Source organism: Rhizobium favelukesii, assembly GCF_000577275.2.
Taxonomy (GTDB): domain Bacteria; phylum Pseudomonadota; class Alphaproteobacteria; order Rhizobiales; family Rhizobiaceae; genus Rhizobium; species Rhizobium favelukesii.
Window position 1 is genome coordinate 252,118 of record NZ_HG916855.1, and the last position, 24,080, is coordinate 276,197.

The window sequence follows — 24,080 nt, forward strand, 5'->3', positions numbered from 1 at the left end:
CAGATCCGGCCGCATCCCGGGGCGAAGCTTTCCAAGTTTACCCGATAGTGTTCATGAACGTAAACGCACTCGTGGGTCATCTATTTGGATGAAAACGCAAGTATGGTGGAGGACTATACGTATACGAGGAAGCTTTTGCGTGTATAGCTGCGTTTTTGCTCTATCTCCTGCCCCACAGTCCCGACTTCAACCCATTGAAATGGCCCTTTCCAAACTGAAAGCGCTTCTGTGGGCAAAGAGCGGTCGGTTGATGCGTTGTGGGATACCGTCGGGAAAATCGGGACGCTTTGCAAACCGCAGGAATGTGCAAACTACTTCGCGGCCGCAGGATATGACCTCGATCAAAGCGGACGCGCTCTAGTTGGCGGGCGGAACGGTCGCGCCGTCGTCCCAGAGGTTGCTTTGCCAGAGGCTGCCTTCAGCGTTGGAGTCGAACGAGGTGACTGGTCCATAGATGCCGCACTTGCCCATGCCGCCGCGCCGGAAGATGTTGTCGGTGAACACGATGTGATGCGCGTTCGGGTACGGCTTTCCTGTGGTGGAGCCGCCGTACACGCAGTACGAGCTGGCGGCCTGACCGGTGAGTCCCTCGCGGGACTCGATCAGGTTGTCGGTGAACGTGTTGTTGTTCACGGTGCCGAAGTCGCCATAGCCTGAGACCGCGGCAGAGCAGCCCGATCCCGCGCCACCGGTGGGGTTGGGGTAAGCGATGGCGTCGCAGGAGATCGTGTTGTGCACGAACGTGCCGTGTGAGTCCTGCCGGATGCCGGACTCGTGGTCGATGCCACGCTTGTCGCCGTACTGGCCGTGGATGTAGGAGTCGCGGATCTCGCAGGTGGTGTTGCAGTTCACCGAACGAGAGCCACCTGACACCTCGACGCGGAGGAGCTTGAACCTGGCCTCACCGACCACGGTGGCCGTGGAGTCTGGCCCACGAACTTCGGAGTCTGTCAGGCTGTAGGATCCGTTCAGGTAGCAACAGTCGGAGTACACCGTGCCGTTGATGATCGAGTTTGTGATGGCGGTCTTAGGGCCAAGGAGCCGGAGCTGATCGCAGGTGATAACCTTGCGGTCGATCTTCACGTCTGCAGCGGTGATCGTGCAGGAGCCGGTGTACGGCGTCAGGCTCGACTTGAGGTCGTCCGGGACGCCCGTGTTGGTCTCGTTCGGGAAGCTGCGTCCGAGGACCACGATGCCACCCGTGGAGGGGTGGCCGGAGGTCGGGGTGGGAAGGCTGTCCGCCAGCCGTTCCTTCGACACGGTAATCGGACCCGTTGGCATCAGTTTGCGGACTTCGAGGGCCAGATCGGTGGGCTCTTTCCGGTCCAGGGTCGAGAAGTCCACCTGTGTCGCTTTGATGTCAGTGATGACGACCTGGTCCGTATCGTCGTGTGCGACGGTCTTTCCGCTGACGCTGATGACACCGTAGATCGGCTTTGCGGCATCGCTGGCTTTGAGCTCGGTGAACGCGGGCCAGTCGGTGAATTGTGGCTGGAAAAGCGTCAGCGTCGCACCGTTGCCCGTCATGAAGCTGCGCGGCCACGGCGGTCTGTCGGGTTCGGTGCGATTGATGTATTTGCCGTTGACGGACCCATCCCTGCCTAAAAACTTGACGGTGCACCAAGCCCCGCTGGCATCACATTCGGAGACGTCGAGCGGGCTGCCCTCCCGGATGTTTCCGAAGCTGCCATAGCCCGTGCCTGGCTCTGAGCGAAAATTGACGGTCGCTGTAGCCACCGCCGGGGTCGCAGCCGCGCTCGTGGCGAACATCGATGCCGACGCTATCAACGCTGCAAGTCTCTTCATCGGCCTCTCCGTCGCGACCGTCGGCAAATCGTCACGCTCCCGCCCGGTTTGGCCGCCAAGAACTTAAATGCATAGCCCTTTTGACCATGGGCGATATGAGGAGCCTGATATTCGGCGGATTATCCAAAAAACTTGCCACAAGAAACTTCCTCGCAGTGGATCTTTTCCCAAGCTTTAGAAAGTATCTACTAGCTCCGATCATCAACAGCGATCGTTGAATCTTCAGTTTTCTAAGTATTGTTCTGTTCTTCCTCAGTATACGCAGGTATCCAATTAGCTCTCTGCGATCATTCATGGATATGCTATCGGCTGAGATAAAGCCAAGTACGACCGGTTCCATATCCTCGTATATGGTCGTGTGCTGAGCCAGCCGAATTGCGAATTCCCAATCCTCATTGGCACTCGCGCACTCATCGAACCAATCCGTTCCGGGGAAGCAACCCTTCTGGAACAGCGCGTTTTGAACACTGATCCGGTTCTCCGTCAAAAGTCGGACCAGCTGATTCTCGTCTATACGAAGCGGTCCTTCTGGCGGCGGCGCTTGCAACATGCGTGTGGGGCCATAGTAAACAATTTTAGCTCCCGTCACGACCTGGACGTGCTCGGGTAATGACGCAAGAAGTTGAAGCTGTCGCTCGAGTTTGTTGGGTAGCCAAATATCGTCGCTGTCTTGAAAAGCTATGTAATCACCTGTGGCATGAGCAAGGCCCGTATTGCGCGCAGCACCTGCACCGCCGTTTTGTGGTCGCCTGACATACCTGACCCGAGTATCGCCTATTCCCCGCACCACGCTTTCAATATCTTCGGATGAGGCATCGTCAACGACAATCAGTTCAAGGTCCTTATGTGATTGGATAAGGACACTATTCATCGCAGCGACTAAACTGCGACTTCTGTTATAGGTTGGAAGTATCACCGAGACGATGTTAGGCATAAAGGCTCCTGTGCGCAGTTCGGCATTCGCAGCCATCCTAGTCTTCTTTGGCTTGCAATGTAATTTGCCCAATAGGTGGTAGCCGTCCGATCTCCCAAAGAGATAGTGGCTGAGATTGCAGACCAGCAACTCGGTCGGTCCCCCGGTCACAATCGGATCTAACGCTGTAGGGATTTTGGGGACCGTGCGCGTGGACTCGGTTTCGCTTGGAGGGCAATAACTGGGTGGTGCGCACCGGGAGGTTTCATATGAGACGGCGCAGATACTTCCCGGCCAGCTCGCCTGGCTGGCAAGCTGACGGCGCAAGAGACACTCTTGCCCTGACCCTGGAAGGATGAACGAGAGGTGTGGAGGAAGAAAGACCGATTGCAGCTTGGGGATTACGGCCGAGCTTCACACGCGCGGCCGAAGCTTAATGACGAGGTGTTCGAAGGCTTTCCGAGGCTGCATGGCGTTTAGCCAATGTCCATACTCCATATCGTGCTGCAGTCGTCACGTTTACGAAGAAGGGGGCATGATGGTCGTTGTCGACACGTGTGGCATGCCATCGATCGTAGTCGCCAAAACCTCAAAAAGAGGGGGGCCATTCACCAGATCGTGCTGCTGATAGTATCGTCTTTTGGAGGTTCCGATTTCGACGCTTTTGAAAAGGGTTGTGATTGGCGATTTCCACTGACGCTGCCAGACCAGCGGCGCGGAGTGCTTCGCCGATCCGAGCTGCGGGGGAGGCTTTGACCACGGACGTATACACATCCAATTGAAAATCGACAGCTCGGTGCAATGCAAAACGCTTACTCACGAACTCTCTGCCAAATTGGCCGAGTTCGCTGCGTCGGTCTGGCTGGTGAATAAGGGGCGCGATTTGTGCCACCAATCGACTGGGGCCGGATGCACCATCTGCCAGTCCGTAGAAGCCTTGTCTTAAGAAAAGCTCACAGCTGGTTTGGTCGAACAGTTCAGAGAAAGCTTGCTCACCTTGAACGATGAGCGGGCGCCCGATTGCCAACGCTCGAAGTGCCGAACTCCCCATGGCAATCACAAGATCGGCTGCCGCATAAGCGCTGCGCGGATCGGGGTCAGCGCCGATTAGCGCAACCACCTCTCGCCCGTGGCGTCTATTTACGTCATCCGCACGACATTGCAGCGCACCACGGGCCGGCCCATCTCCGACCAGAATGAGTTTCACTGGGTGTGAGCTTGCAAGCTGATCCACTGCGTCGATACCTCTTACCAGTGCATCCAGCTTAAGATCGAGCGCCAGACGTGAGACGCTTACGATCAAAAACTCTTCGTTTCCTACGCCGTGTGCAGACCGAAACTCTCTTCCGCTGATGTGCGGATTGTCACGTTCCACGTCGATTGGCGGCTCGAGCACCCAGACATTCGCCCGATGACGCTTACGCGCTTCCTCGCCGAGGTCAGCCGTTCCCATAATCAACGGAACCGATGCCGGAATGTGTGGCATGACCTGCATGCTCAAAACCGTGCATAGGAGCGGAACACGCAGAGCCAGAGCCGCGCCAAAATAAGAATCGAGACACGGCGGCCATTCGTACGCATGGATGAGATCAAGTCGCTCGCGACGAGATATTGCCGCAATTTGCGCAATTCGCGATGGCGCAGGTCGGTATTTAAGGTCGTGAGCTGGCAGGAAGCGAAGACCCCTTTCCTCTATGTAATCAACGAGAGGCCCGGGAATACCGTAAACGATAACCTCGTGGCCCCTTTCGGCAACTCCAGCAGCAAGATCAATTGCGTTTATCTGACTGCCGCCGAGCGTCAAATCGTGAGGATATACGAGAATACGCAATACACCCCTCCATTAAGAGCGCTTTCGACAGATTTGCCCGACCACTCATCAAGCTTGTATATGTTCTGGGTGACGAAGTAACATCAATACCAACTTTCGATAATTATTTTACGTGAATATATATTTAAAATACACCGATATGGCCGCGTACAATACGTTAGATCTACGACTTTCGGGTAGACTAAATACCGATTTTTGCTCGCTTTACTGCAGAAAGGCAAAGTTGTCTTGTTATGCGGGCCGATAGTGAAGCAACGGCAAAGGCAAATTCCGGCTCACCGATGCTCCTACGTTTCTGAGTTAATCTAACAGGGGACCTTAACGACATGATCGCACCGAGCGTCACCTTGGGTGACGGCGTCGTTATTCATCATCCGGATTTGGTAAATCTATATGGTTGTTCCATTGGCGCTGGAACGCATATTGGCACCTTTGTCGAAATCCAGAAAAATGCCTCGATTGCAGAAAACTGCAAGATCTCCAGCCACTCTTTCATTTGCGAAGGCGTCACAATCGAAGACGGCGTCTTTGTAGGTCACGGCGTGATGTTCACCAACGACCTGCATCCACGTGCGGTCAACCTGGATGGTAGCGTTCAGTCCGACGCGGACTGGTCAGTCGTGCCGACGTTCGTCAAGCGTTGCGCGTCGATAGGCAGCAACGCCACCATCGTCGCGGGGGTAACGATCGGAGAGGGCGCACAGATTGGCGCGGGTGCGGTCGTCACCAAGGATGTGCCCGCCTACGCAATTGTAGCCGGCGTGCCGGCAAGAATCATCGGCCGCGCAAAGGATGCGCCAGTCGAAATCATGTCATCCGGGAGAGCAAGATGATTGGGGTTGCCGTCGTCGGTTACGGGTATTGGGGACCGAACCTGGTCCGGAATCTTGCGGAAACGCCTGGCGCAAAGCTTATGTGGGTGTGTGATCTCAAGAAGGACCGCCTAGCAGGCGTCCAGCTGCGCTACCCGACAGTCCAGATCACCGATGACTTCGACGAGGTGTTGCGTGACCCTCTCGTTGATGCGGTCGCCATCGCGACCCCAGTATCGGCGCACTACATGCTGGCAATGAAAGCGCTGATGGCCGGCAAGCACGTGTTTGTCGAAAAGCCGATGGCCTCGAATTCTGAAGAAGCTCGTCGGATGGTGGAAGAGGCTGCGCGAAGACGCCTTATTCTCGCAGTTGACCACACCTTCATCCACACGGGTGCGGTCCGCAAGATGCGGGAAATCATCGAGAACGGTCTGGGAGACATTTACTACTACGATTCCGTGCGCGTAAATCTCGGCCTTTTCCAGCACGACGTCAGCGTCATCTGGGATCTCGCCGTCCACGATCTATCAATTATGGACTACGTTCTGCCGGAAAAGCCGGTGGCGGTCTCGGCCACAGGCATGGGGCATGTCGTGGGCGAACCGGAGAACATCGCCTATCTGACGCTCTTCTTCGAGAGTAAAATGATTGCCCACATCCACGTCAATTGGCTGGCACCAGTCAAGGTGCGCCGTACGTTGATCGGCGGCAGTAGCAAGATGATCGTCTACGACGACCTGGAGCCGAGCGAGAAGATCAAGGTTTACGACAAGGGCATCACGCTTAACGGCAATCCGCAAGCTGACGGTGAGAAAGTCTACGATATGCGCGTGGGCTATCGAACCGGTGACATGTATGCACCTCAACTCGATATGACGGAAGCGCTTGGCCGCGAACTCAAGCAGTTTGTCGACTGCGTCGTCACGAATAGCCAGCCTATCGCCGATGGCCATGCGGGACTTCGGGTTGTGCGCATTCTTGAGGCTGCCACCCAGTCGCTCGCGCAGCGCGGGCGTGTCGTCGAACTCGAGCCGGCGAGGATGATTGCATGATCCCCCTGCTCGATCTCAAGGCTCAGTATGCCGCCATCAAGAGCGAGGTCGAGCCCGCCGTGCTGCGCGTGCTCGCGTCGGGCCATTATGTGCTTGGCGAGGAAGTCGCCCGCTTCGAGGAGGAGTTCGCGGCCTATTGCGATGCCAAGCATGCGATCGCGGTCAACACCGGTACAAGCGCTTTGCATCTTGCTCTGCTTGCTGCCGGCGTCGGCCCAGGTGACGAGGTCGTCACCGTTTCGTTCACGTTCGTCGCGACTGCATCTGCAGTCAGCTATACGGGCGCTCGTCCTGTCTTCGTTGATGTCGAACCGGCGACGCTCACAATGGATCCAGGCAAGCTGGAAGCCGCGATAACACCGCGGACCAAGGCCATCATGCCAGTCCATCTTTATGGACAGATGGCGGACATGGACGCAATCAAGGCCATCGCTGACAAGCACGGAATTCCGGTGATTGAGGACGCGTGCCAGGCTCATGGGGCAGAATACAAGGGACGGCGTGCGGGAAGCATCGGTGTGTCGGGCTGCTTTAGCTTTTACCCTGGCAAAAACCTCGGCGCCTGTGGCGAAGGCGGCATCGTCGTCACTAATGACGACGAGCATGCCAAGAAAATCCGAATGTTACGGGACTGGGGCCAGGAACAGCGCTATCACCATACACTCAAGGGCTTCAACTACCGCATGGATGAAATCCAGGGCGCAATCCTGCGCATCAAGCTTCGACATCTCGAAGCCTGGACGGAAGCACGACGGGTTCGCGCCGATCGCTACTCAAAGCTCATGGCCGGCTCGCGATCCGTGCGCGTCCCCATTGCGATGATGGATCGACGGCATGTCTACCACGTTTACGCCGTGCGCACCCACGACCGCGAGCGGTTGCAGCACTCGTTGCGGTCAGAGGGCATTCATACCGGGCTCCACTACCCGATACCAATCCATCTCCAAAAGGCGCACGCCGATCTTGGCTATCGTTCCGGAGATCTCCCGATATCTGAGGCCGCAGCGCGTGAAGTTCTCTCGTTGCCGATCTATCCGGAGCTCACAATAAAACAAGTCGATCAGATTGCCGCTGCTGTGGAGCAGGACGCCTATGTCAGCTGACCCCGTCACCGGCGTGCGTCTTGTCCTGGCCGTGCACGGGCGCCAGCAACCCGCCTTGGACCCTGACTATGTCGTTCAGCTGGCAAAAGAGCTGGCGCGCACGTATGGCACCGCAGGCCTCATTGAACTCTACGCACGGTTTGCGACCGGCGATGGGTTCGTTGACAGCTTCATGCGTAAGGCGATCTGGAAAAGCCTGGCGCGCACCTGCGGGAACGGCTTGCAGGTCGGTAGCGGCGCCGGTTTCAAGCATCCGGAAACGTTCGAGATCGGCGAGGGGGTCTTTATCGGCGCACAATCCTACATTCAGGGCAGATTCGACGGCACCTGCCGGATCGGCAACAACGTGTGGATCGGGCCCCAAGCCTATTTTGACGCGCGTGACCTCGTGCTTGAAGATCATGTCGGGTGGGGCCCTGGCGCAAAGGTGCTGGGCTCAAGTCACACTGCAATACCAGTCGACATGCCAATTATCCGCACCGACCTAGAAATCAGGCCGGTCCGCATTGGCGCGTGGGCAGACATCGGCACCAATGCCACCATCCTTCCAGGTGTGACTATTGGTAAAGGCGCAATTGTCGGCGCGGGAGCCGTTGTCGTTGACGATGTCGCACCCTTCTCTGTCGTTGCCGGCGTTCCTGCAAAATTCCTCCGCTGGCGATCGGATCAGGATTCGGGCGGACCAAATTCGGAGAGTTGAAGTATGAAAGACAAACGGATTTTGATCACCGGCGGCGCCGGTCTCATCGGATCGCACATTGCGGATCTTGTCGCCCGTGAGGAACCGAAGGAAATACTGATCCTCGATAACTTCGTCCGTGGCAGACTAGAGAATCTGGCTGACGCCGTCGACAAAGCTCCCGTAACCATAGTCGAGGGAGACATTCGCGATCGAGCGCTTCTCAAGGAAGTCAGCCAAGGTATCGATGTCGTCTTCCACCAGGCTGCCATTCGCATTACGCAGTGCGCGGAGGAGCCGCGGCTTGCATTTGACGTTCTGGCGGGCGGGACATTCGACGTTCTTGAAGCCGCCGTTCAGGCCGGGGTGTCGAAGGTTGTAGCAGCGTCCTCTGCTTCGGTCCTTGGATTGGCCGACAGCTTCCCGACCACGGAGGAGCATCACCCATACAATAATCGTACAATCTATGGCGCCGCCAAAGCCTTCAACGAGGGGCTGTTGCGCAGCTTTGCGGAGATGTATGGGCTGCGCTACGTGGCACTGCGCTACTTCAACGTCTATGGACCCCGCATGGATGTTTACGGCGCCTACACGGAAGTTCTGATCCGTTGGATGGAACGGATTGCCGGCGGCTTGCCGCCGATCATCCTCGGCGATGGTACGCAGACGATGGATTTCGTGCATGTGTACGACATTGCGCGGGCTAATCTGCTTGCTGCGAAATCCGATGTGACTGACGAGGTCTTCAATGTGGCAAGCGGTAGCGAGACGAGCCTTCGCGAGCTTGCGGCCCTGCTGACCAAGGTAATGGGCTCATCGTTAGAGCCCCAATTTGGGCCGGCGCGCAAAGTCAATGCCGTGCCGCGACGCCTTGCTTCGACTGCCAAGGCCGAGGAGCTCCTGGGCTTTAGCTCACAGGTGACAATGGAAGAGGGCCTGCGTGATCTTGTGGCGTGGTGGCGCCAGGAAAAAAGCGTGAAGGCAGGAGAGGCAGCATGAGCCAGATTCCGGTTGCCAAGCCTGTTCTCGATGAACATGAAGTCGAGGCGGTCCGACGCGTTATTTTATCGGGCTGGGTTACACAAGGGCCTGAGGTGGCTGCCTTCGAAGAAGAGTTTGCCGACTTTGTTGGTGCTAGGCACGCATGCGCCGTTTCAAATTGCACAACCGCGCTTCACCTTGCTCTCAAGGCGGTCGGGGTCGACGCTGGCGATGAAGTCATAACTGTTAGCCACACGTTCATCGCAACCGCAAATGCGATCCGCTATTGTGGCGCCGTGCCGGTCTTCGTTGATATCGAGAAAGATGGTTACAACATCGATCCTGACCTGATCGAGGCGGCCATCACGCCCCGCACCAAGGCCATCGTTTGCGTCCATCAGCTCGGAATGCCTTGCGACCTGCATCGTATTGTTGCGATCGCAGCCCGTCATTGCATCCCGGTGATTGAGGATGCTGCTTGCGCGACTGGTAGCGAAATCCTCTGGAAGGGTCGTTGGGAAAAGATTGGCAAGCCCCATGGCGATATTGCTTGCTTTTCGTTTCATCCCCGTAAGGTAGTGACAACGGGCGATGGCGGTATGCTGACGACCGCCAATCCCGAGTATGACCGAAAGTTTCGCCTGTGGCGGCAGCATGGCATGAGTGTCACGGATGCCGTACGGCACGGTTCCAAGCAGGTCATTTTCGAATCCTATCCCGAGCTTGGTTACAACTATCGAATGACCGATATGCAGGCCGCCGTCGGTCGAGAACAACTCAAGCGCCTTCCGGCGATCATCGCGCGGCGGCGCGAGATCGCGAGCCACTACACCGAGAAGCTTTCTTCGGCAGCGAATGTCGAGCTGCCCAACGAGCCCACTTGGGCTCGCAGCAATTGGCAGAGCTTCTGTCTCAAATTGGCATCATATTTGGATCAACGCGATGTCATGCAGGAGCTGCTTGACCGAGGGGTTTCGACAAGACGTGGGATCATGAACATTCACCTCGAGGGCGCCTATTCCGTGCCTGGGTCACACCGGGTTGTGACGAGCCTTCAGCAAAGCGTCGCAGCACAGCAGCACTCGATCATTCTGCCACTGTTTGCGCAGATGGAAGGGATCGATGTGACCTGCGTCGTGGAGGCAGTGCAGGCCTCTGTCTCGCCCCATTTGGCGATTGAGCGGGTGGGTTGATTTCCCACCTGCAGCTTGCGGCCGCCGTCAGACTGAAGTGATCCTGGGAAAAGGCCTGACCGGATTCCCCAGTCAATGTAAACGACCCGGCTTGTCTGGCCCGACCTGGCGATTGCCGACGCCAACTTCGCCCTTTGGCGCACTGCAAGTGATGGCGTTCGACATCTCCTCGACGGTCGTGCGCTCTATTCTTTGATCGAGTTCGGTCTGACAGTTGCGCTGCGTCTTTGCCAATTGTCTTGCTGATGTTCAGCCGCTCCGATATCGCGGGAGCCGGACGATCTGGCTTGTGCGTCACTCTCAAAATCGATCGGATCGCCCCATGCTTTACACGTTCAAGTCAGAGACAGAATAAAAACCGGCGTCGGCCAAGGTCGGCCGTTTGTGCCGAAGCCTTGTCCCGGATTTACCGGGATTATTGGAATGCACCCTATCGTGAGACATTGATATCGCTGTCCGAAATTCAGTGGAATCCTTGTCCGGATTTTCCAAAACCTGCAGGGCATGCCGGTTTGGTTGGATTCGCGAAAGTCTCCACCGTTCAAAACGTGGCGTCTAAAAACGCAGTCGGCGGACACCGTTCGTTTCTTTTCGGCGCTGGGAACAGTTCGCCAAAAGGCGAACTTGCCGACGAAGATGAAAACCGTGAAGATTGGCACTTCAAAAACGCATGCACTTTTCGGGGGGGGGCGGGAGTGGTAGACAATTATGAGTTCAGTTGGCACCCCGGCATTGGCGACCCCACGATCGCGGGATGGGTTACAGTCGCTCTCTACTTGCTTGCCAGCGTCAGCTGCTGGATGACTATGGGGTGCGTCCGTCGGCAAAATTGGAACGACAAATCCGACGCGCATATCTGGCGCATTATCTCAGTATTCTTTTTCATTCTCGGCATAAATAAGCAGCTAGACCTTCAGTCTGGCATGACAGAGCTTGGCCGCATGCTTGCTTACTCGGAGGGCTGGTATGAACGACGCCAGGCTGTTCAAATTTATTTCGTGGTTAGCGTTGCCGCTGTGTGCCTGGCCATTATACCAGCCTTTATCTACTGGGTTAGAACGTCGCCAATTCAGATGTGGATTGCATTGGTCGGCTCGACGTTTGTGCTCGGGTACGTGCTAATTCGTGCGGCATCTTTCCATCATCTCGACAGCTTCTTTAGAAGCCGTTTCCTAGGCCTCAAATGGTACTGGATTCTGGAGATGGCTGGGATTGTCATTGTGCTGCTCGCCAGCGAGTGGCGGCGAGCAAAAGTCGTCCAGCAAATAGGTGGACGTGTCGCCAGTTAGGTCATTGAACGCCTGGCACGGATGCGATCTATCGCATGAAGAAATCATCGACGAGGTCGCCCGCGACCACAATGCCACAATACACCGCCGCCGTCGAAGCGGCCGGGAAGATGTCAAGCTCCTCGCTCAAAAAAGCATGTGTTCTGCTCGGCCGCAGGACAGTGCCCGGCGCTTTGTCACTGATTGCAGCCATCCCTGGTGGATGTTGCCAACGACCAGTCTATTTCAGGCGTATCGCGCTGAAAAGTCGCCTCGTTGTCGCGAGGGGATGCGACGTGAAGAAGGGCTTGCCAATCTGCATGATTGCGACTGACGGGTCTGCCTCAAACCCCTCGCATGTTTAGAAGAGGCCGGATCAGTCGCGGAAACGCGTGTTCAGGTAGCAGACCTGCAAGCATCCTCAGGGAGTAGAGGCCGACCATGATCGCAATCGCCAGCCCGAGACTGGTTGCTTGCCAGAGCGGCAAAAACTGGAAGGCGCCAAACACCAATCCTGATATCGGAAGATAGGCGATGATCAGTTTGCGATTGGCCGGTGACCAGCGAAAATTCGTGTAGCGTCGTGCAACACAATATATCAGGATGCCGTGCCAAACGTAGAGGCCGAAGAATGCAAAGCCTGCCCCTGCAGCGCCGAATTTAGGCACACACAGCCAAGCAAGTCCAACATGAACAACGGTCGCGGCGACTTCTGACCAGAAGAAAATCGCCTTAGCGCCCTTGGCAAGTACGATGAATCCAATCGGCCAGGCCACAATTCTCAGCATCATTCCAAGGCAAATCCAGCGCAGAATTTCGACCGCCCCCTGGAACTCCGAGGAGTAAAAAAGCGCCATGACCGCTGGGGCCAGCGTCAGTGTTGCGATCAGACCTGGACCTGCCAATAGGATGCTCACTTCAGTCTGTTCGTTGACCAGTCGGTTGCATTCTGCGTTGTCCTCGGCAACAGCGGTAAGGCGTGGATAGAAGTCGGTTCCCATGGCCTGCAGGATGAAGCCGGCATAAAGGCCTCCCAAGGACCATGCTGCCTGATAGAGGCCAGCCGCATGCAACCCGCTTTCCGACGAGACGATGAGACGAATGGCGTAGGCGCTGCCCATTGTCAAAAAGCCACTCGCCATAAATACGATGCCAAGCTTAAATAGCGCGCTCGTTTCCTGCAGTGCCCGTCCCGCTGACAGAGAGACGCTAGGGATATCAATCCTCCGGCTGAACCACCACGAGATTACGAAGCTTGCGAAAGCTGCTGCCGCGAGTGCTATCGCGATCCCACGCGAGCCCAGGAAATAAATGATCGGCACCCCGACGGCCAAACTGAAGAGGCCCCCGAGCACACTCATCCAGGCGAGACCGGAAATGTCGCGCACACCCTGTATCAGCGCTCCTCTTCCTGCAGCTGCAACCTGAAAGAACACCGCGAGCGACAGGATCATCACGCCGACCATATGCTGGCGATCTCCGAAGGTGAACTCTGCCACAGGTCCGGAAAAAAGAAGCAAGAGTGCCGCTCCCACCAAGCCCAGGATGATGGAAACGCGGCGCAGCACCGCGACAACCTCTGATATCCGCTTGGCATCGTGCGAACCGACAGCCGCTATCTGCCGAACACCACTGGCATTGATGCCAAGACCTGCGACGGTCTGAGCGATATCTGCGACTGAATTGTAGAGCGCCATCATGCCGATGCCTTCGGGTCCGAGAAGCAGCGCCATGGCTTTGTTTCGGGCGATGGAGAACACCACATTGATGACGGACGAGCCACCGATCAGCATGGTGGACCTGATGATCTGATTGTAACTCTTGCTATCTTGACCGCTGGGAAGGGTAGCGGGCGTCGGATTTAGAGAACCAGGCTTCATTGAGATTGCTTTGCAATGATAAATACGCAGATCATTGGCCGACGCCCTGTGGTGTCGATGCGGACATATCCGGCGATATTGACGCAGGTGTTTGGGACGCTGCGACAAGGGTGACCTTCAAGACGTCTCCCGGCCCCATTGACGTGGCCTCGGAAGCGGGTGTCTCGGTGCTCTTGCCACCACTGTTGCGGACGACGGTGTACACAAGCTTTGGTTTTCCAACGGGCCCCAACGACGCGCCCGATGCCAGGGTTTCCATAAGCACTTTCTGAGTTGTGATCTTCTTAACCTGCAAACTGCTCATAACGGCGCGCTCCGACTGCAAAGCCGAAGCAATTTCTGTCTGTCTTCTGTCTGCAAGTCCTTCAAGATCCCGCGTCGTCTGGCTGATGCTTTGCCGGGCCCGCATTATCAGGACGGTAAGATCAAGGCGCTCGTTCTGGTAAGCTCTTATCACGCGCTCGGCTTCTGCCTGTCGTGTTGCGACAAGTGCGCCGCGTTCAATGAGGGCAATGGTGCTATTGAGCTGCTGTTGCGCTGAGTTTATGTTTGCGTCCGTACTCTTTATCTTCGTTTCAAGCACGCTGATCTCGCTTGAGAGGAGATCGCGAAGCGCATTCAACGATTTCGTCTGCCTCGTAAGCTCGTTTGCCCTCGCCGAGAATATGGCCTCTTCCTGCTGGTATACGGCAGCGCCATCGCCATCGTTCGATTGTTTCTGTTTGGATCGGAACGTTGGCTGCCCCGCCATTTCTGCTTCCAGGCGCTCAATTTTTGCGGCACTGCGCATGATCGAGTCATCGATCTCCTTTGCATCGCCGACCAGTTTGAAAACCGCTTGTGGGCTTTCGGTCGCATCCAGTGCCCGCATCTGGCCTCCGCCCACCGCCAAGGCTTGAAGAACCGTCATCCCGGTTCGGAATTCATATTCGCCAGGATTTTTGACGTCGCCCACGACATAGATCGGTGGGTATTTCAGGATTTCGATGGTAGCGGCTGGCTCGTCGACCAGCCCGATCTTTTCTTTCAGCTTTTTGGAGATGTCCGATGCCAGAGCCGCTTCGTCCTTGTTTTCAACGGACACGGCGCCAACCAGTGGGACAATGATTGTCCCCTGGTCCGAGACTGTATATTCCCCCCCCACGGCAGCCCATTGCTCGTAGCTTCCCTTCGTTGGCATCCACTGGACAAGCGTCAGCCGAATCTTCGTGTTGGGGAAAATTGGGGAGGCGAGGGCTGCGCCGACATTCAGGACAAACAGCAAAGCACTCGCAGTTGCAACAAGCCGTGGGACAGCGCGCGGAAGCTTGTCGAAACCTGTGTGCAATATCATGTAACGCTCCAACAAGATTTCGCGACACCTCGAGCTGAAGCAGGAGCTGCCGTGGGTGCTGTCTGGTACAGCGATGATTTTATTCTTTCATTCTACGGTATCGCTATCTTTCGGGGCAATATGCCAGAAGTAATCAATAGGAGTTAGTCTTCGCGACACTCAAAAGAATTGATTGGCTGGAATCAGTAACGAAACATGACGGCAAGGCGAGATTGAAAGCTACCCAAATGGACTAGCGAACGACCATGCCATATACACTAACGACCAACTATCATGCCTTTCAAATCTGGTCGAAGATGACACCTCGCACTACGCCGCTCTAGTTTTCAAGTTCGGATATATTCGTAATGGGTGACATCGATGTCCACTTTTACCTTTCAATTCTTCGACGGAGGTTGCCGTATATCCTGCTGTGCGTAACAGCGAGTACGGTTCTGGCTCTTATTTTTGCGGTATTTCAGCCACGCACCTATCAGTCGTCGGCAAAGATCCTGGTCGAGGCGCCGCAGATCCCCGTCAACCTCGTCCGGTCCACTGTCCAGACCAGTTCCATGGGCCAGTTGCAAATAATCCAGCAGCAGGTGACGACGCGGGACAATCTTGTCAAACTCGCAGCAAAGCTCGACATCTACGCCGGCGAAAAGGAACAGCCGCCGGTCGAATACCTTGTAAAAAACATGCGTTCCCGCATCATTTTTGAAGAAACAGAATTGAGCGGCGGCGACGGTGCATCGGTATTCACGATTGGGTTCGAGGCCAAGTCCCCGCTCCTGGCAGCGCAGGTCGCCAATGAGCTTGCGACATCGATCCTGTCCGGCAATCAGAAACAAAGAACAGACAGGGCAGGAAATACTCTGGAGTTCTTTGACGACGAGGTGAAAAGACTGGATGGCGACCTTGCTCGTGTCGAGGCGGAACTCCTGAAATTCAAGAACGAAAACAGAGAAACGCTTCCCGAAAGCCTGGGTTTTCGTCGCACACAGCAGAGCGCATTGCAGGAACGGCTGATATCGCTCGAGCGGGAGCAATCGGATCTTCGCACAAGACGCAGTCTTCTGGTTGAAACCTACATGGTTACCGGCAAATATCCCACCGGCGAGCCTTTGACTGCGGAACAACAAATGCTGCTCGATCTGAACAAGGCCCTTTCCGATCAGCTTACGGTATTCTCGGAAACGAGCCCAAACATAGTCGCGCTGCGGGCGCGCATCGCCGCACTGCGCGGCAAGGTGGTCCCCAAGAAGCAAGAGGGTGGCGACACCAAGGCGCCATCGGGTCTTGATTTTCAGCTCTCCGACGTGGACAGGCGGATTGAAGCGATCGAACAGGAGCGGGCGCAGATAACCGGGAAGATTGAAGAACTGACGCAATCCATCCGCGCCACGCCAGCCACCGATATTCGACTGAACGCCCTTGAGCGCACGCTTGCGAATACGCAAACGCAGTACAACACGGCAATTGCCAAACGGGCAGAAGCCTCGTTGGGCCAGCAGATGGAGGCACGTTCCGACGGCGGGCGATTCTCACTTCTGGAGGAAGCCACCCAACCGCAACAACCACTGCGATCGAAACGTCGTCTCATCGTTATTGGCGGCATCCTCGCAGGGCTTGGCTTGAGTCTCGCAGTCATCGCATTGCTTGAAATACTGAACAAGACGATCCGCCGGCCGGCTGAATTGGTCCAGATGCTCCAGGCGCAGCCACTTGCGGTTATTCCTTTCATCAACACCCCCTACGAAACCCGAACGCCACCATTGAAAAGGAAGCTCAATAGCGTCACGCGAATATTCAGCCACCGTTGACGTCGTGGGATGACTGCCGGTCTTCCCGGACTGCTGGCCAAAAAGTGAACCCGAGTAGCGTCATGCTTCGACGCAGTGATTGAGGAAATGCAATGGAATTTGTTGGCAGATCGTCGCGCAGTAGAGGAATTGCCGAGATGGACGATCGGAGCCCGGCATTGCCGGAACCGCTGGATATTGTGCGAGGCGCATGGGAGGGACTACCCCCGCTTGTTGTTGACCACGATGCAGCTGCCAACAATCGCGTCATCACTTTGAACGGATCATCCCCGGCTCATGCTGCCTTTGACATGATGCGCACAAAGCTGCTGCGTCTGCTTAGGGAGAACAAGTGGACCTCGGTTGCCATCACGTCTCCGACCCCTTCATGCGGGAAGACCTGCGTTGCGCTGAACCTCGCATTCAGTCTGGCCAATCAGGGGGATTGTCGAACTGTGCTCGTCGATCTCGATCTACGGCGCCCGCAGATCGGCAAGGCCCTTGGCATCAAAAATTCAGGCTCAATCGAGAGCTTCCTGAAGGGGGACGCTGGCTTACGCGAAACGTTCTTTCGATACGGAGACAACCTCGCGATTGCGCCAAACCGACAGCCAATGCGCTTCTCGGCCGAACTCCTTCAAAGTGGCGCGGCATCTCAATCACTACAAGCGATGCGTCAGGAGGTAAAACCGGACGTCATCCTCTATGATTTGCCGCCTATGCTGTCGACCGATGATGTACTTGCGTTCCTGCCGAATGTAGACGGCGTCATCCTCGTTGCTGCTTCCGACCAAAGCACGATGAGCGAAGTGGATATTTGCGAGCAGAGCCTGCAGGAGAAGACGAACGTGCTAGGCGTTGTCCTCAACAAGAGCCAACACAGTCAGACGCAATACGGCTACTGAGACAAGCCGCGGCCCGGATAGTCCTGCTCCCTATTCAACCCATCCCTCAAACTGATTGCAGGGCGGCTCGGCCAGACCGTCTGCCGCGAGCGCGTTGAGCCTGACAGCAATTTCTGTCAGTCCGCGCTCTTCAGCATAATGCATCAGACCACCCCGCCAGCGTGGGAACCCATATCCGTGGATTTCTACAAGGTCGATGTCGGCTGACCTGAGCGCGACCTTATCCTTCAGGATCTTCGCGGCCTCGTTGACCATCGGCAAGACGATGCAGTCGATGATCGCAGCCTCATCCCATTGCCGTTGTGGCGTTCCGGTCGCAAGCTCGCCGATGATGCCAGCAACGATTTTCGAAGGTTGCGGCGTACGGTCGCCCTTGGTGTAGTCGTACCATCCACCGCCACTCTTGTGCCCAAAGCGCTCCAATGCACAAAGCCGCTCAGCGACCGGTGCAAAGGGAGTATCGCCGCGCGCATGCGCCGCCCGGCGTTGGAAGGCAGCAATGTCGAGACCGCCGAGGTCCTGAGCCTCGAAGGGGCCCATCGGAAAGCCGAAGGTGCGCATCGCCGCATCGACCGCCTGTGGTGTCGCGCCTGCTAGCAACAGGCGCTCGGCCTGGGCGCGGGTCATTTTCAGGATCCGGTTGCCAATAAAGCCATCGCAGATGCCGGCGCGCACCGGAATCTTGTTCAGCATGCGGGCGAGCGCAAAACCCGTCGCCAGTGTCGCCGCCGTGGTTTGAGCTGTCGGCACGATCTCCAGCAGTTTCATGACATGAGCCGGGCTGAAGAAGTGCAACCCGACAAAGCGCTCTGGATGCTTGATGCCGGCCGCAATCTCTTCTGGATCGAGGTAGGAGGTGTTGGTGGCAAGCACGGCGTCAGCGCGGCAAACTGCAGACAGCCTGCTGAAGACGTCGCGCTTGACGTCGATATCCTCAAATACCGCCTCTATGACGAGGTCGACTCCGGCGAGAAGGCCATAGTCGGTCGTGCCCGTTACGGCCGACAGCCGCTCGGCCGCGGCTTCGGAACTGATCTTACCGCGCTTGACCAAACCGTCAATAATCGAGCGCAGGTTGGAAAGGCCGCGTTCGAGCGCAACCTCGTCGCGCTCCACCAGCGTGACGGGCAATCTCGCGTCGCAAAGGGCTGCCGCGATTCCTGCACCCATGGTTCCGCCACCGATCACAGCGGCAGAACGGATCCTCCGGGGCTCGACACCGCCAAGCTCCGGCGGCCTCAGGGCTGCACGTTCCGCGAAGAAAACATGGCGCAAGGCAGAAGCCTGGGACGAGCCGCGCAACTCGAGAAACGTCTGGCGTTCGAAGGCCATTGCAGCCTCGAAATCGGCCTCAGCCGCCGTGCGCACGCAGGCGAGTGCACGGAGCGGCGCGTCCTCGCGCTTGGCGCGGCCGGCAACCACCGTCGTGCTCGTTTCCCAAAACGCTGCGTCCACTGCGGGCACACCTCGTTGGCGAAGTGGAAGCGGAAGAGACTGATCGAGGGCCGCGCGCGCAAAGTCGATCGCCCCCTTTTCCAGATCACCTTCGACGACCGCGTCAATCAGACCCTGCGCACGGGCCCTGGGCGCGGCCACCGGCGTGCCGGTTGTGACCATTTCCGCGGCAAGCGCCGGCCCGACGAGCCGTGGCAGCCGCACCGTGCCGCCGGCGCCTGGTACGATGCCAAGGCGGACTTCGGGCAAGCCGACGCTCGCTGACGGTACCGCCACGCGAAAACGGCAGCCGAGCGCTACTTCGAAGCCGCCGCCAAGCGCACTGCCGTGAATTGCGGCGACCCATGGCTTGGCTGCCGTCTCGATGCGTGCGACGAGATCCGGTAGGTGAGGGGGTGTCGGGGGCTTTCCGAATTCGTTGACGTCGGCACCGGCGATGAAGGTCCGCCCCTCGCAGATCAGAACCACTGCGCGCACCGATGGATCGGCGTCCAGCGTCTCAGCCGCATTCCACAAATCCTGCCGCAGCGCCTGCGACAGGGCGTTGACGGGCGGGTTGTCGATGGTGACGATGGCGACGTCGCCGGCGCGTTCGATGGTCACGGTCATGATGTCATATTCCCACGTAGGCTTCGCGAATGCGTTTATCGGCAATCAGGTGCTCCCCCCAAGAGAACATAGGTTAAGTCAAAGCCCCGTCACGCCGCCTTCGGGCGGCGCCACATGACGATACGGAATCGGTTGGCCACGAAGGCTGTGTCTGTCAGGCTGGCGTTGCCTGCCGGGTTGGCACCGGTGACATGGAAATCACTGAACGCAGCACTCTGGTTGACGAAGATGCCGCCAGTCAGATTGATCGAGAGGTTGACGCCGGCCTTTGCGAAGGCGTCCACGGCAGCGTCAGTTCGGTTGTCGTTCGTGTCGTAGAGTGCCGCGGTGATGGCACCTTTGCGGCGGGCAAGCGTTGCCGCTTTTGCGATGCCGTCGTCTGCATCCGCGACGCCGACGATGAAGGCGATCGGACCGAAGCGCTCTTCCTCATGCGCATCCGTCTTGTCGGCATCGACGGCAAGGACGAGGGGTGTTGCCGTGCGCGCATCTCCAGCGTTGATCGGGGCAGAATCGCGAATGATCGTTCCGAGGCCACGGGCTGTCGCAATACGGGCCAAGGTTGCCGGATTGGCGATAGCGCCACAGACGCCGGCGGCGCGCGCCGGATCGGCAACAAGGTCGTCGATTGCCGCAACAATACCCCCTGCAACATCGTCGAAGCTCTTGTGACCCTGGTTCGTCTCTATGCCGTTCCTGGGGACGTAGATGTTCTGGGGCGCGGTGCACATCTGGCCACTGTAGAGGCAGAGGGAGAAGGCGATGTTGGCGCACATCCCGGCGAAATCGTCTGTGGCAGCGACGACGATCGAATTGACACCGGCCTCCTCCGTGTAGAGAGGAGCCTCTCCGGCATGCCGGCGCAGCCAATCGCCGAAGCTGTTCGAGCCCGTATAATCGATGATCGACACGGCATCGTTCTCAACGAGATCGCGGGTGATTTCGGCGCCGGGCGCATCAGCGGCGAGGAGCGCGACGTCGGCGGCAAATCCTTCTTGGCTCAACACCTGACGGATGACCGAAACGGTGATTGCCAACGGCAGGATTGCGCCCGGATGGGGCTTGACGATGACCGTGTTGCCGGTCGCAAGGCTGGCAAACAGGCCCGGATAGCTGTTCCAGGTCGGGAAGGTCTGGCAGCCGATTACCAGCGAGACGCCACGCGGCACGATCCGCCAGTGCTTTTCGAGAACGATTGGCTCGGCTATTCCTTGCGGTTTGGTCCAAACGGCCTGAGCGGGCGTGCGGGTCATCTCTTGGAAGGCATAGGCAAGGGCCTCAAGACCACGATCCTGCGCATGCGGGCCGCCGGCCTGGAACGCCATGGCAAACGCCTGCCCGGTCGTATGCATGACGGCGTTGGCCATTTCGAAGCTGATGCGATTGAGGCGGGCGAGAATTTCAAGGCAGATCCCGACGCGCGTTTCCGCTGATGCGGCAGCCCATGCGGGAGCCGCAGTCCTGGAGGCTTCAACCAGCGTTATGGCGTCCACAGCCGGATAGGTGATGCCAAGGGGCGGGCCGAACGGCGAAACCTCAGTGCCAACCGTTGCCGTTGCCGGATGACCGGGCAGATCGAAGGGCCTGCCAAGCCGGGCATTGTAGGAGGACAGACCATCGTCCTTGGCGGTTTCGCCATAGATCTTGCCACTCGGGACTTCGGGATAGGCCGACCAGTAGCCGCGTTCCTGCGCTGCCTTCAGGGCTGCGGCAAGGGTCTGCTGGTGGCGGGCAAACAGGGTGTGCATTCACATGGTCCTCTCATGCTCTGGATTTATAATTGACCGGCCGGTCGGTTTATGCAAGAGTTTTTTCATGAACCGCCCGATCCTGGCGGAACTGGAGGAAACATGTCCGAATCCGACACCGTCCTGTCGGCGTTTGCCGATGGCGTCCTTACGCTGACCCTCAACCGCCCCGACAAGCTCAATGCCTTCAACGAGGACATGCATCGGGCTCTGCGCGCCGGTTTTAAGCGTGCGCATGACGATGCGTCCGTGCGCGCCGTGCTTCTTACCGGAGCTGGTCGAGGCTTCTGCGCCGGGCAGGATCTCGGCGATCGCGATCCACGCAAGGGCGGCGCTGCTCCCGACCTCGGGCGCACGATCGAGCTCTTTTATAACCCGCTGATCCGCCTCATCAGGACACTCGACAAGCCCGTCATCTGCGCGGTGAACGGCGTCGCAGCCGGCGCCGGCGCCAACATTGCGCTTGCCTGCGACATCACCCTGGCTGCGCGCTCGGCGCGCTTCATTCAGGCCTTTGCCAAGATCGGCCTGGTGCCTGATTCCGGCGGGACCTGGAGCCTGCCCCGCCTGCTTGGTGAAGCGCGTGCCAAGGCGCTCGCAATGACAGCAGAGCCGCTCGACGCGGAAACGGCGGCAGGCTGGGGCCTGATCTGGAAGGTGGTCGAAGATGCCACACTCCTTGATGAAGCTACCGCACTTGCTGTCAGGCTTGCCGCCGGGCCGACAAGGGGCCTTGGCATGACCAAGCGCGCCATTCAGGCCGCGGCGACCAACTCGCTGGATGAGCAGCTGGAGCTGGAACGCGATCTTCAACGTGAGGCTGGGCGCAGCGCCGACTACGCCGAGGGCGTCTCCGCATTCCTGGAAAAGCGCAAGCCGGAGTTCAGGGGACAATGACCGACAGGCTCGTTCTGACGGCGCAGGAGCTTGCCGACGCCTGCGCGGACGCGATGTGGCGCGAGGATAACGCCACGCGTCATCTCGGCATGGCCGTGGAGCAGGTAGCACCGGGCGTGGCGGTGATCTCGATGGTTATCAAGCCTGAAATGACCAACGGTCATGGAACCTGCCATGGCGGATACATCTTCACGCTGGCCGATTCCGCCTTCGCCTTTGCCTGCAACACCTACAACCAGCGGGCCGTCGCGCAACATTGCTCGGTCACCTACATCGCACCGGCCATTGCCGGCGACCGGTTGACGGCAACGGCGCGCGAGGTTTCGCGGCGCGGTCGCGGCGGCATCTACGACATCAACGTGACCAATCAGAACGGCGAGCAGATAGCCGAATTTCGCGGTCACTCGCGCACCGTCAAGGGCACCCTCTTGCCGGAGCGGCCTTAAAGCGACCGGCCGTTCATCTTGGAGGAGACAGACATGGAAGACCTATCACCCCGCCCCGGCGACCTCGACGCCGTCGAGACCGCCTCGCGCGATGAACTTGCGGCACTCCAGCTCGATCGGATGAAATGGTCGTTGAGCCACGCCTATGAGAACTCCGCCTTCTACCGCGCGCGCTTTGACGAGGTGGGCGTCCATCCGTCGGATCTGACATCGCTGGCCGATCTGGCGAAGTTCCCGTTCACGACCAAGAAGGATCTTCGTGACACTTATCCCTTCGGCATGTTTGCCGTGCCGCGCGAGAAACTGACGCGCATTCATGGTTCGTCGGGTACAACAGGCAAGCCGACGGTGGTTGGCTACACGCAGAAGGATATCGACATCTGGGCAGACGTGGTGGCGCGTTCGATCCGCGCCGCTGGCGGCCGTCGTGGCGACATGGTCCATGTCGCTTACGGCTATGGGCTCTTCACCGGCGGCCTGGGTGCCCATTACGGCGCCGAGCGGCTTGGCTGTACCGTCGTGCCGATGTCCAGCGGCATGACCGAGCGGCAGGTCACGCTGATGCAGGATTTCAAGCCACGCATCATCATGGTGACGCCCTCTTATATGCTCTCCATCCTCGACGAATTCCGCCGCCAGGGGATCGACCCGCGTAAGAGCTCGCTGGCGGTCGGCATTTTCGGCGCCGAACCCTGGACGAACGCGATGCGTCAGGAGATCGAGCAGTCTTTCGACATGCATGCGGTAGACATTTATGGCCTCTCGGAAGTCATGGGGCCTGGCGTTGCCAGTGAGTGCGTCGAGACCAAGGACGGGCTGCATGTCTGGGAAGACCATTTTTATCCCGAGATTATCGACCCGGCCACGGGCGAGGTTCTGCCCGATGGCGAGATGGGCGAGCTCGTCTTCACGACGCTGACGAAGGAAGGCCTGCCGATCATCCGCTATCGCACGCGCGACCTGACGCGGCTCTTGCCCGGCACGGCACGCTGCATGCGGCGCATCGAAAAAATCACCGGCCGCTCGGACGACATGATGATCCTGCGCGGCGTCAACGTCTTCCCGACGCAGATCGAGGAGCAGATCCTGAAATGTCAGGGGCTCGCCCCGCATTTCCAGATCGAGCTCAGCCGCGCCGGCCGTATGGATCAGATGACCGTCCATGTCGAGTGCGCGCCTGACGCCGCCGACGAAATTGCGCGCGCTTCCTCGGCAAAAGCCCTTGCCCACTACATCAAGAGCGTCGTTGGTGTTACCACAAAGATCGAGATTCGCGACCCGGGTGGAGTCGCACGGTCCGAGGGTAAGGCCAAGCGGGTCGTCGACAACAGGCCGAAGGAATAAAGCCGATTGCTTCCCGGCGTGGTGACATTCCGGGAAGCGTC

At 58.1% G+C, this 24,080-nt stretch carries 19 protein-coding genes and 1 pseudogene; 13 read left to right on the forward strand and 7 right to left on the reverse strand.

What is annotated here, in order from left to right:
• Positions 1 to 152 precede the first annotated feature (152 nt).
• Positions 153 to 342: pseudogene (locus LPU83_RS73550) on the forward strand (IS630 family transposase); the annotation flags it as partial.
• Positions 343 to 357: 15 nt separating this feature from the next.
• On the opposite strand, the gene LPU83_RS64745 reads toward LPU83_RS73550, so the two are convergent.
• From LPU83_RS64745 to LPU83_RS64755, 3 genes are all read right to left on the reverse strand, one after another.
• Positions 358 to 1,806, reverse strand: coding sequence for an SH3 domain-containing protein (locus LPU83_RS64745; protein WP_024316870.1), 1,449 nt, complete (start codon positions 1,804 to 1,806; stop codon positions 358 to 360).
• A 31-nt stretch (positions 1,807 to 1,837) separates the two neighbouring features.
• Positions 1,838 to 2,776: a glycosyltransferase family 2 protein gene (locus LPU83_RS64750; RefSeq protein ID WP_225040012.1), complete on the reverse strand. Its 939-nt coding sequence runs from the start codon at positions 2,774 to 2,776 to the stop codon at positions 1,838 to 1,840.
• Between the two features lie 532 nt (positions 2,777 to 3,308).
• On the reverse strand, positions 3,309 to 4,550 hold the full coding sequence (locus LPU83_RS64755; protein ID WP_024316868.1) for a glycosyltransferase family 4 protein: 1,242 nt from the start codon (positions 4,548 to 4,550) through the stop codon (positions 3,309 to 3,311).
• Positions 4,551 to 4,876: 326 nt separating this feature from the next.
• Here LPU83_RS64755 and LPU83_RS64760 point away from each other — a divergent pair, with 326 nt between their 5' ends.
• The 7 genes from LPU83_RS64760 (at position 4,877) to LPU83_RS64790 (ending at position 11,662) form a co-directional block, all read left to right on the forward strand.
• Entirely contained in the window at positions 4,877 to 5,383 is a 507-nt protein-coding gene (locus LPU83_RS64760) for an acyltransferase (RefSeq protein WP_024316867.1), read from the forward strand.
• Positions 5,380 to 6,417 carry a Gfo/Idh/MocA family protein gene (locus LPU83_RS64765; RefSeq protein ID WP_024316866.1) on the forward strand — a complete coding sequence of 346 codons (1,038 nt, stop codon included), beginning with the start codon at positions 5,380 to 5,382 and terminating at the stop codon, positions 6,415 to 6,417. The genes LPU83_RS64760 and LPU83_RS64765 overlap by 4 nt, the downstream gene beginning before the upstream one ends.
• Positions 6,414 to 7,520, forward strand: a complete 1,107-nt coding sequence (locus LPU83_RS64770) for a DegT/DnrJ/EryC1/StrS family aminotransferase (protein WP_040680869.1) — start codon at positions 6,414 to 6,416, stop codon at positions 7,518 to 7,520. Before LPU83_RS64765 ends, LPU83_RS64770 begins: the two co-directional genes overlap by 4 nt.
• Positions 7,510 to 8,220: an acyltransferase gene (locus LPU83_RS64775; protein ID WP_024316864.1), complete on the forward strand. Its 711-nt coding sequence runs from the start codon at positions 7,510 to 7,512 to the stop codon at positions 8,218 to 8,220. Before LPU83_RS64770 ends, LPU83_RS64775 begins: the two co-directional genes overlap by 11 nt.
• A gap of 3 nt (positions 8,221 to 8,223) precedes the next feature.
• A complete protein-coding gene (locus tag LPU83_RS64780; RefSeq protein WP_024316863.1) occupies positions 8,224 to 9,198 on the forward strand; it encodes an NAD-dependent epimerase/dehydratase family protein in 975 nt (324 codons plus the stop codon).
• On the forward strand, positions 9,195 to 10,373 hold the full coding sequence (locus LPU83_RS64785; protein WP_024316862.1) for a DegT/DnrJ/EryC1/StrS family aminotransferase: 1,179 nt from the start codon (positions 9,195 to 9,197) through the stop codon (positions 10,371 to 10,373). Before LPU83_RS64780 ends, LPU83_RS64785 begins: the two co-directional genes overlap by 4 nt.
• A gap of 395 nt (positions 10,374 to 10,768) precedes the next feature.
• Positions 10,769 to 11,662 (forward strand): hypothetical protein, encoded by an 894-nt coding sequence (locus LPU83_RS64790; protein ID WP_231052118.1) that lies wholly within the window; start codon positions 10,769 to 10,771, stop codon positions 11,660 to 11,662.
• Positions 11,663 to 11,985: 323 nt separating this feature from the next.
• Here the strand turns inward: LPU83_RS64790 and LPU83_RS64795 are convergent, their stop codons facing one another.
• Positions 11,986 to 13,521: an O-antigen translocase gene (locus LPU83_RS64795; protein ID WP_024316860.1), complete on the reverse strand. Its 1,536-nt coding sequence runs from the start codon at positions 13,519 to 13,521 to the stop codon at positions 11,986 to 11,988.
• Between the two features lie 31 nt (positions 13,522 to 13,552).
• Entirely contained in the window at positions 13,553 to 14,785 is a 1,233-nt protein-coding gene (locus LPU83_RS64800; protein WP_244656167.1) for a polysaccharide biosynthesis/export family protein, read from the reverse strand.
• 416 nt (positions 14,786 to 15,201) lie between these two features.
• Here LPU83_RS64800 and LPU83_RS64805 point away from each other — a divergent pair, with 416 nt between their 5' ends.
• Together LPU83_RS64805 and LPU83_RS64810 are read left to right on the forward strand one after the other, a co-directional pair.
• On the forward strand, positions 15,202 to 16,656 hold the full coding sequence (locus LPU83_RS64805) for a GumC family protein (protein WP_024316858.1): 1,455 nt from the start codon (positions 15,202 to 15,204) through the stop codon (positions 16,654 to 16,656).
• A 137-nt stretch (positions 16,657 to 16,793) separates the two neighbouring features.
• On the forward strand, positions 16,794 to 17,540 hold the full coding sequence (locus LPU83_RS64810) for a CpsD/CapB family tyrosine-protein kinase (RefSeq protein WP_029710243.1): 747 nt from the start codon (positions 16,794 to 16,796) through the stop codon (positions 17,538 to 17,540).
• 30 nt (positions 17,541 to 17,570) lie between these two features.
• On the opposite strand, the gene LPU83_RS64815 is transcribed toward LPU83_RS64810, so the two are convergent.
• Together LPU83_RS64815 and paaN are read right to left on the reverse strand one after the other, a co-directional pair.
• The gene (locus LPU83_RS64815; RefSeq protein ID WP_024316856.1) at positions 17,571 to 19,604 is read right to left on the reverse strand and encodes a 3-hydroxyacyl-CoA dehydrogenase NAD-binding domain-containing protein; all 2,034 of its coding nucleotides are present in this window, start codon (positions 19,602 to 19,604) and stop codon (positions 17,571 to 17,573) included.
• Between the two features lie 89 nt (positions 19,605 to 19,693).
• Entirely contained in the window at positions 19,694 to 21,352 is a 1,659-nt protein-coding gene (paaN, locus tag LPU83_RS64820) for a phenylacetic acid degradation protein PaaN (RefSeq protein WP_024316855.1), read from the reverse strand.
• A gap of 102 nt (positions 21,353 to 21,454) precedes the next feature.
• Between paaN and paaG the strand changes: the two genes are divergently transcribed.
• Genes paaG through paaK form a run of 3 tightly spaced genes read left to right on the forward strand, consistent with a single transcriptional unit; the run spans position 21,455 to position 24,039 of the window.
• Complete coding sequence (gene paaG / locus LPU83_RS64825; protein WP_024316854.1) at positions 21,455 to 22,249, forward strand: 2-(1,2-epoxy-1,2-dihydrophenyl)acetyl-CoA isomerase PaaG; 795 nt, start codon at positions 21,455 to 21,457, stop codon at positions 22,247 to 22,249.
• The gene (gene paaI / locus LPU83_RS64830) at positions 22,246 to 22,695 is read left to right on the forward strand and encodes a hydroxyphenylacetyl-CoA thioesterase PaaI (RefSeq protein WP_024316853.1); all 450 of its coding nucleotides are present in this window, start codon (positions 22,246 to 22,248) and stop codon (positions 22,693 to 22,695) included. The genes paaG and paaI overlap by 4 nt, the downstream gene beginning before the upstream one ends.
• A 33-nt stretch (positions 22,696 to 22,728) precedes the next feature.
• Complete coding sequence (paaK, locus tag LPU83_RS64835) at positions 22,729 to 24,039, forward strand: phenylacetate--CoA ligase PaaK (RefSeq protein WP_024316852.1); 1,311 nt, start codon at positions 22,729 to 22,731, stop codon at positions 24,037 to 24,039.
• The last annotated feature ends 41 nt before the right edge of the window (positions 24,040 to 24,080 follow it).

Bases quoted from the DNA above. Each gene is read 5' to 3' on its own strand.
- LPU83_RS64745 (WP_024316870.1), bottom strand. From the start codon at position 1,806: ATGAAGAGACTTGCAGCGTTGATAGCGTCGGCATCGATGTTCGCCACG.
- LPU83_RS64750 (WP_225040012.1), bottom strand. From the start codon at position 2,776: ATGGCTGCGAATGCCGAACTGCGCACAGGAGCCTTTATGCCTAACATC.
- LPU83_RS64760 (WP_024316867.1), top strand. From the start codon at position 4,877: ATGATCGCACCGAGCGTCACCTTGGGTGACGGCGTCGTTATTCATCAT.
- LPU83_RS64765 (WP_024316866.1), top strand. From the start codon at position 5,380: ATGATTGGGGTTGCCGTCGTCGGTTACGGGTATTGGGGACCGAACCTG.
- LPU83_RS64770 (WP_040680869.1), top strand. From the start codon at position 6,414: ATGATCCCCCTGCTCGATCTCAAGGCTCAGTATGCCGCCATCAAGAGC.
- LPU83_RS64775 (WP_024316864.1), top strand. From the start codon at position 7,510: ATGTCAGCTGACCCCGTCACCGGCGTGCGTCTTGTCCTGGCCGTGCAC.
- LPU83_RS64780 (WP_024316863.1), top strand. From the start codon at position 8,224: ATGAAAGACAAACGGATTTTGATCACCGGCGGCGCCGGTCTCATCGGA.
- LPU83_RS64785 (WP_024316862.1), top strand. From the start codon at position 9,195: ATGAGCCAGATTCCGGTTGCCAAGCCTGTTCTCGATGAACATGAAGTC.
- LPU83_RS64795 (WP_024316860.1), bottom strand. From the start codon at position 13,521: ATGAAGCCTGGTTCTCTAAATCCGACGCCCGCTACCCTTCCCAGCGGT.
- LPU83_RS64805 (WP_024316858.1), top strand. From the start codon at position 15,202: ATGGGTGACATCGATGTCCACTTTTACCTTTCAATTCTTCGACGGAGG.
- LPU83_RS64810 (WP_029710243.1), top strand. From the start codon at position 16,794: ATGGACGATCGGAGCCCGGCATTGCCGGAACCGCTGGATATTGTGCGA.
- LPU83_RS64815 (WP_024316856.1), bottom strand. From the start codon at position 19,604: ATGACCGTGACCATCGAACGCGCCGGCGACGTCGCCATCGTCACCATC.
- paaN (WP_024316855.1), bottom strand. From the start codon at position 21,352: ATGCACACCCTGTTTGCCCGCCACCAGCAGACCCTTGCCGCAGCCCTG.
- paaG (WP_024316854.1), top strand. From the start codon at position 21,455: ATGTCCGAATCCGACACCGTCCTGTCGGCGTTTGCCGATGGCGTCCTT.
- paaI (WP_024316853.1), top strand. From the start codon at position 22,246: ATGACCGACAGGCTCGTTCTGACGGCGCAGGAGCTTGCCGACGCCTGC.
- paaK (WP_024316852.1), top strand. From the start codon at position 22,729: ATGGAAGACCTATCACCCCGCCCCGGCGACCTCGACGCCGTCGAGACC.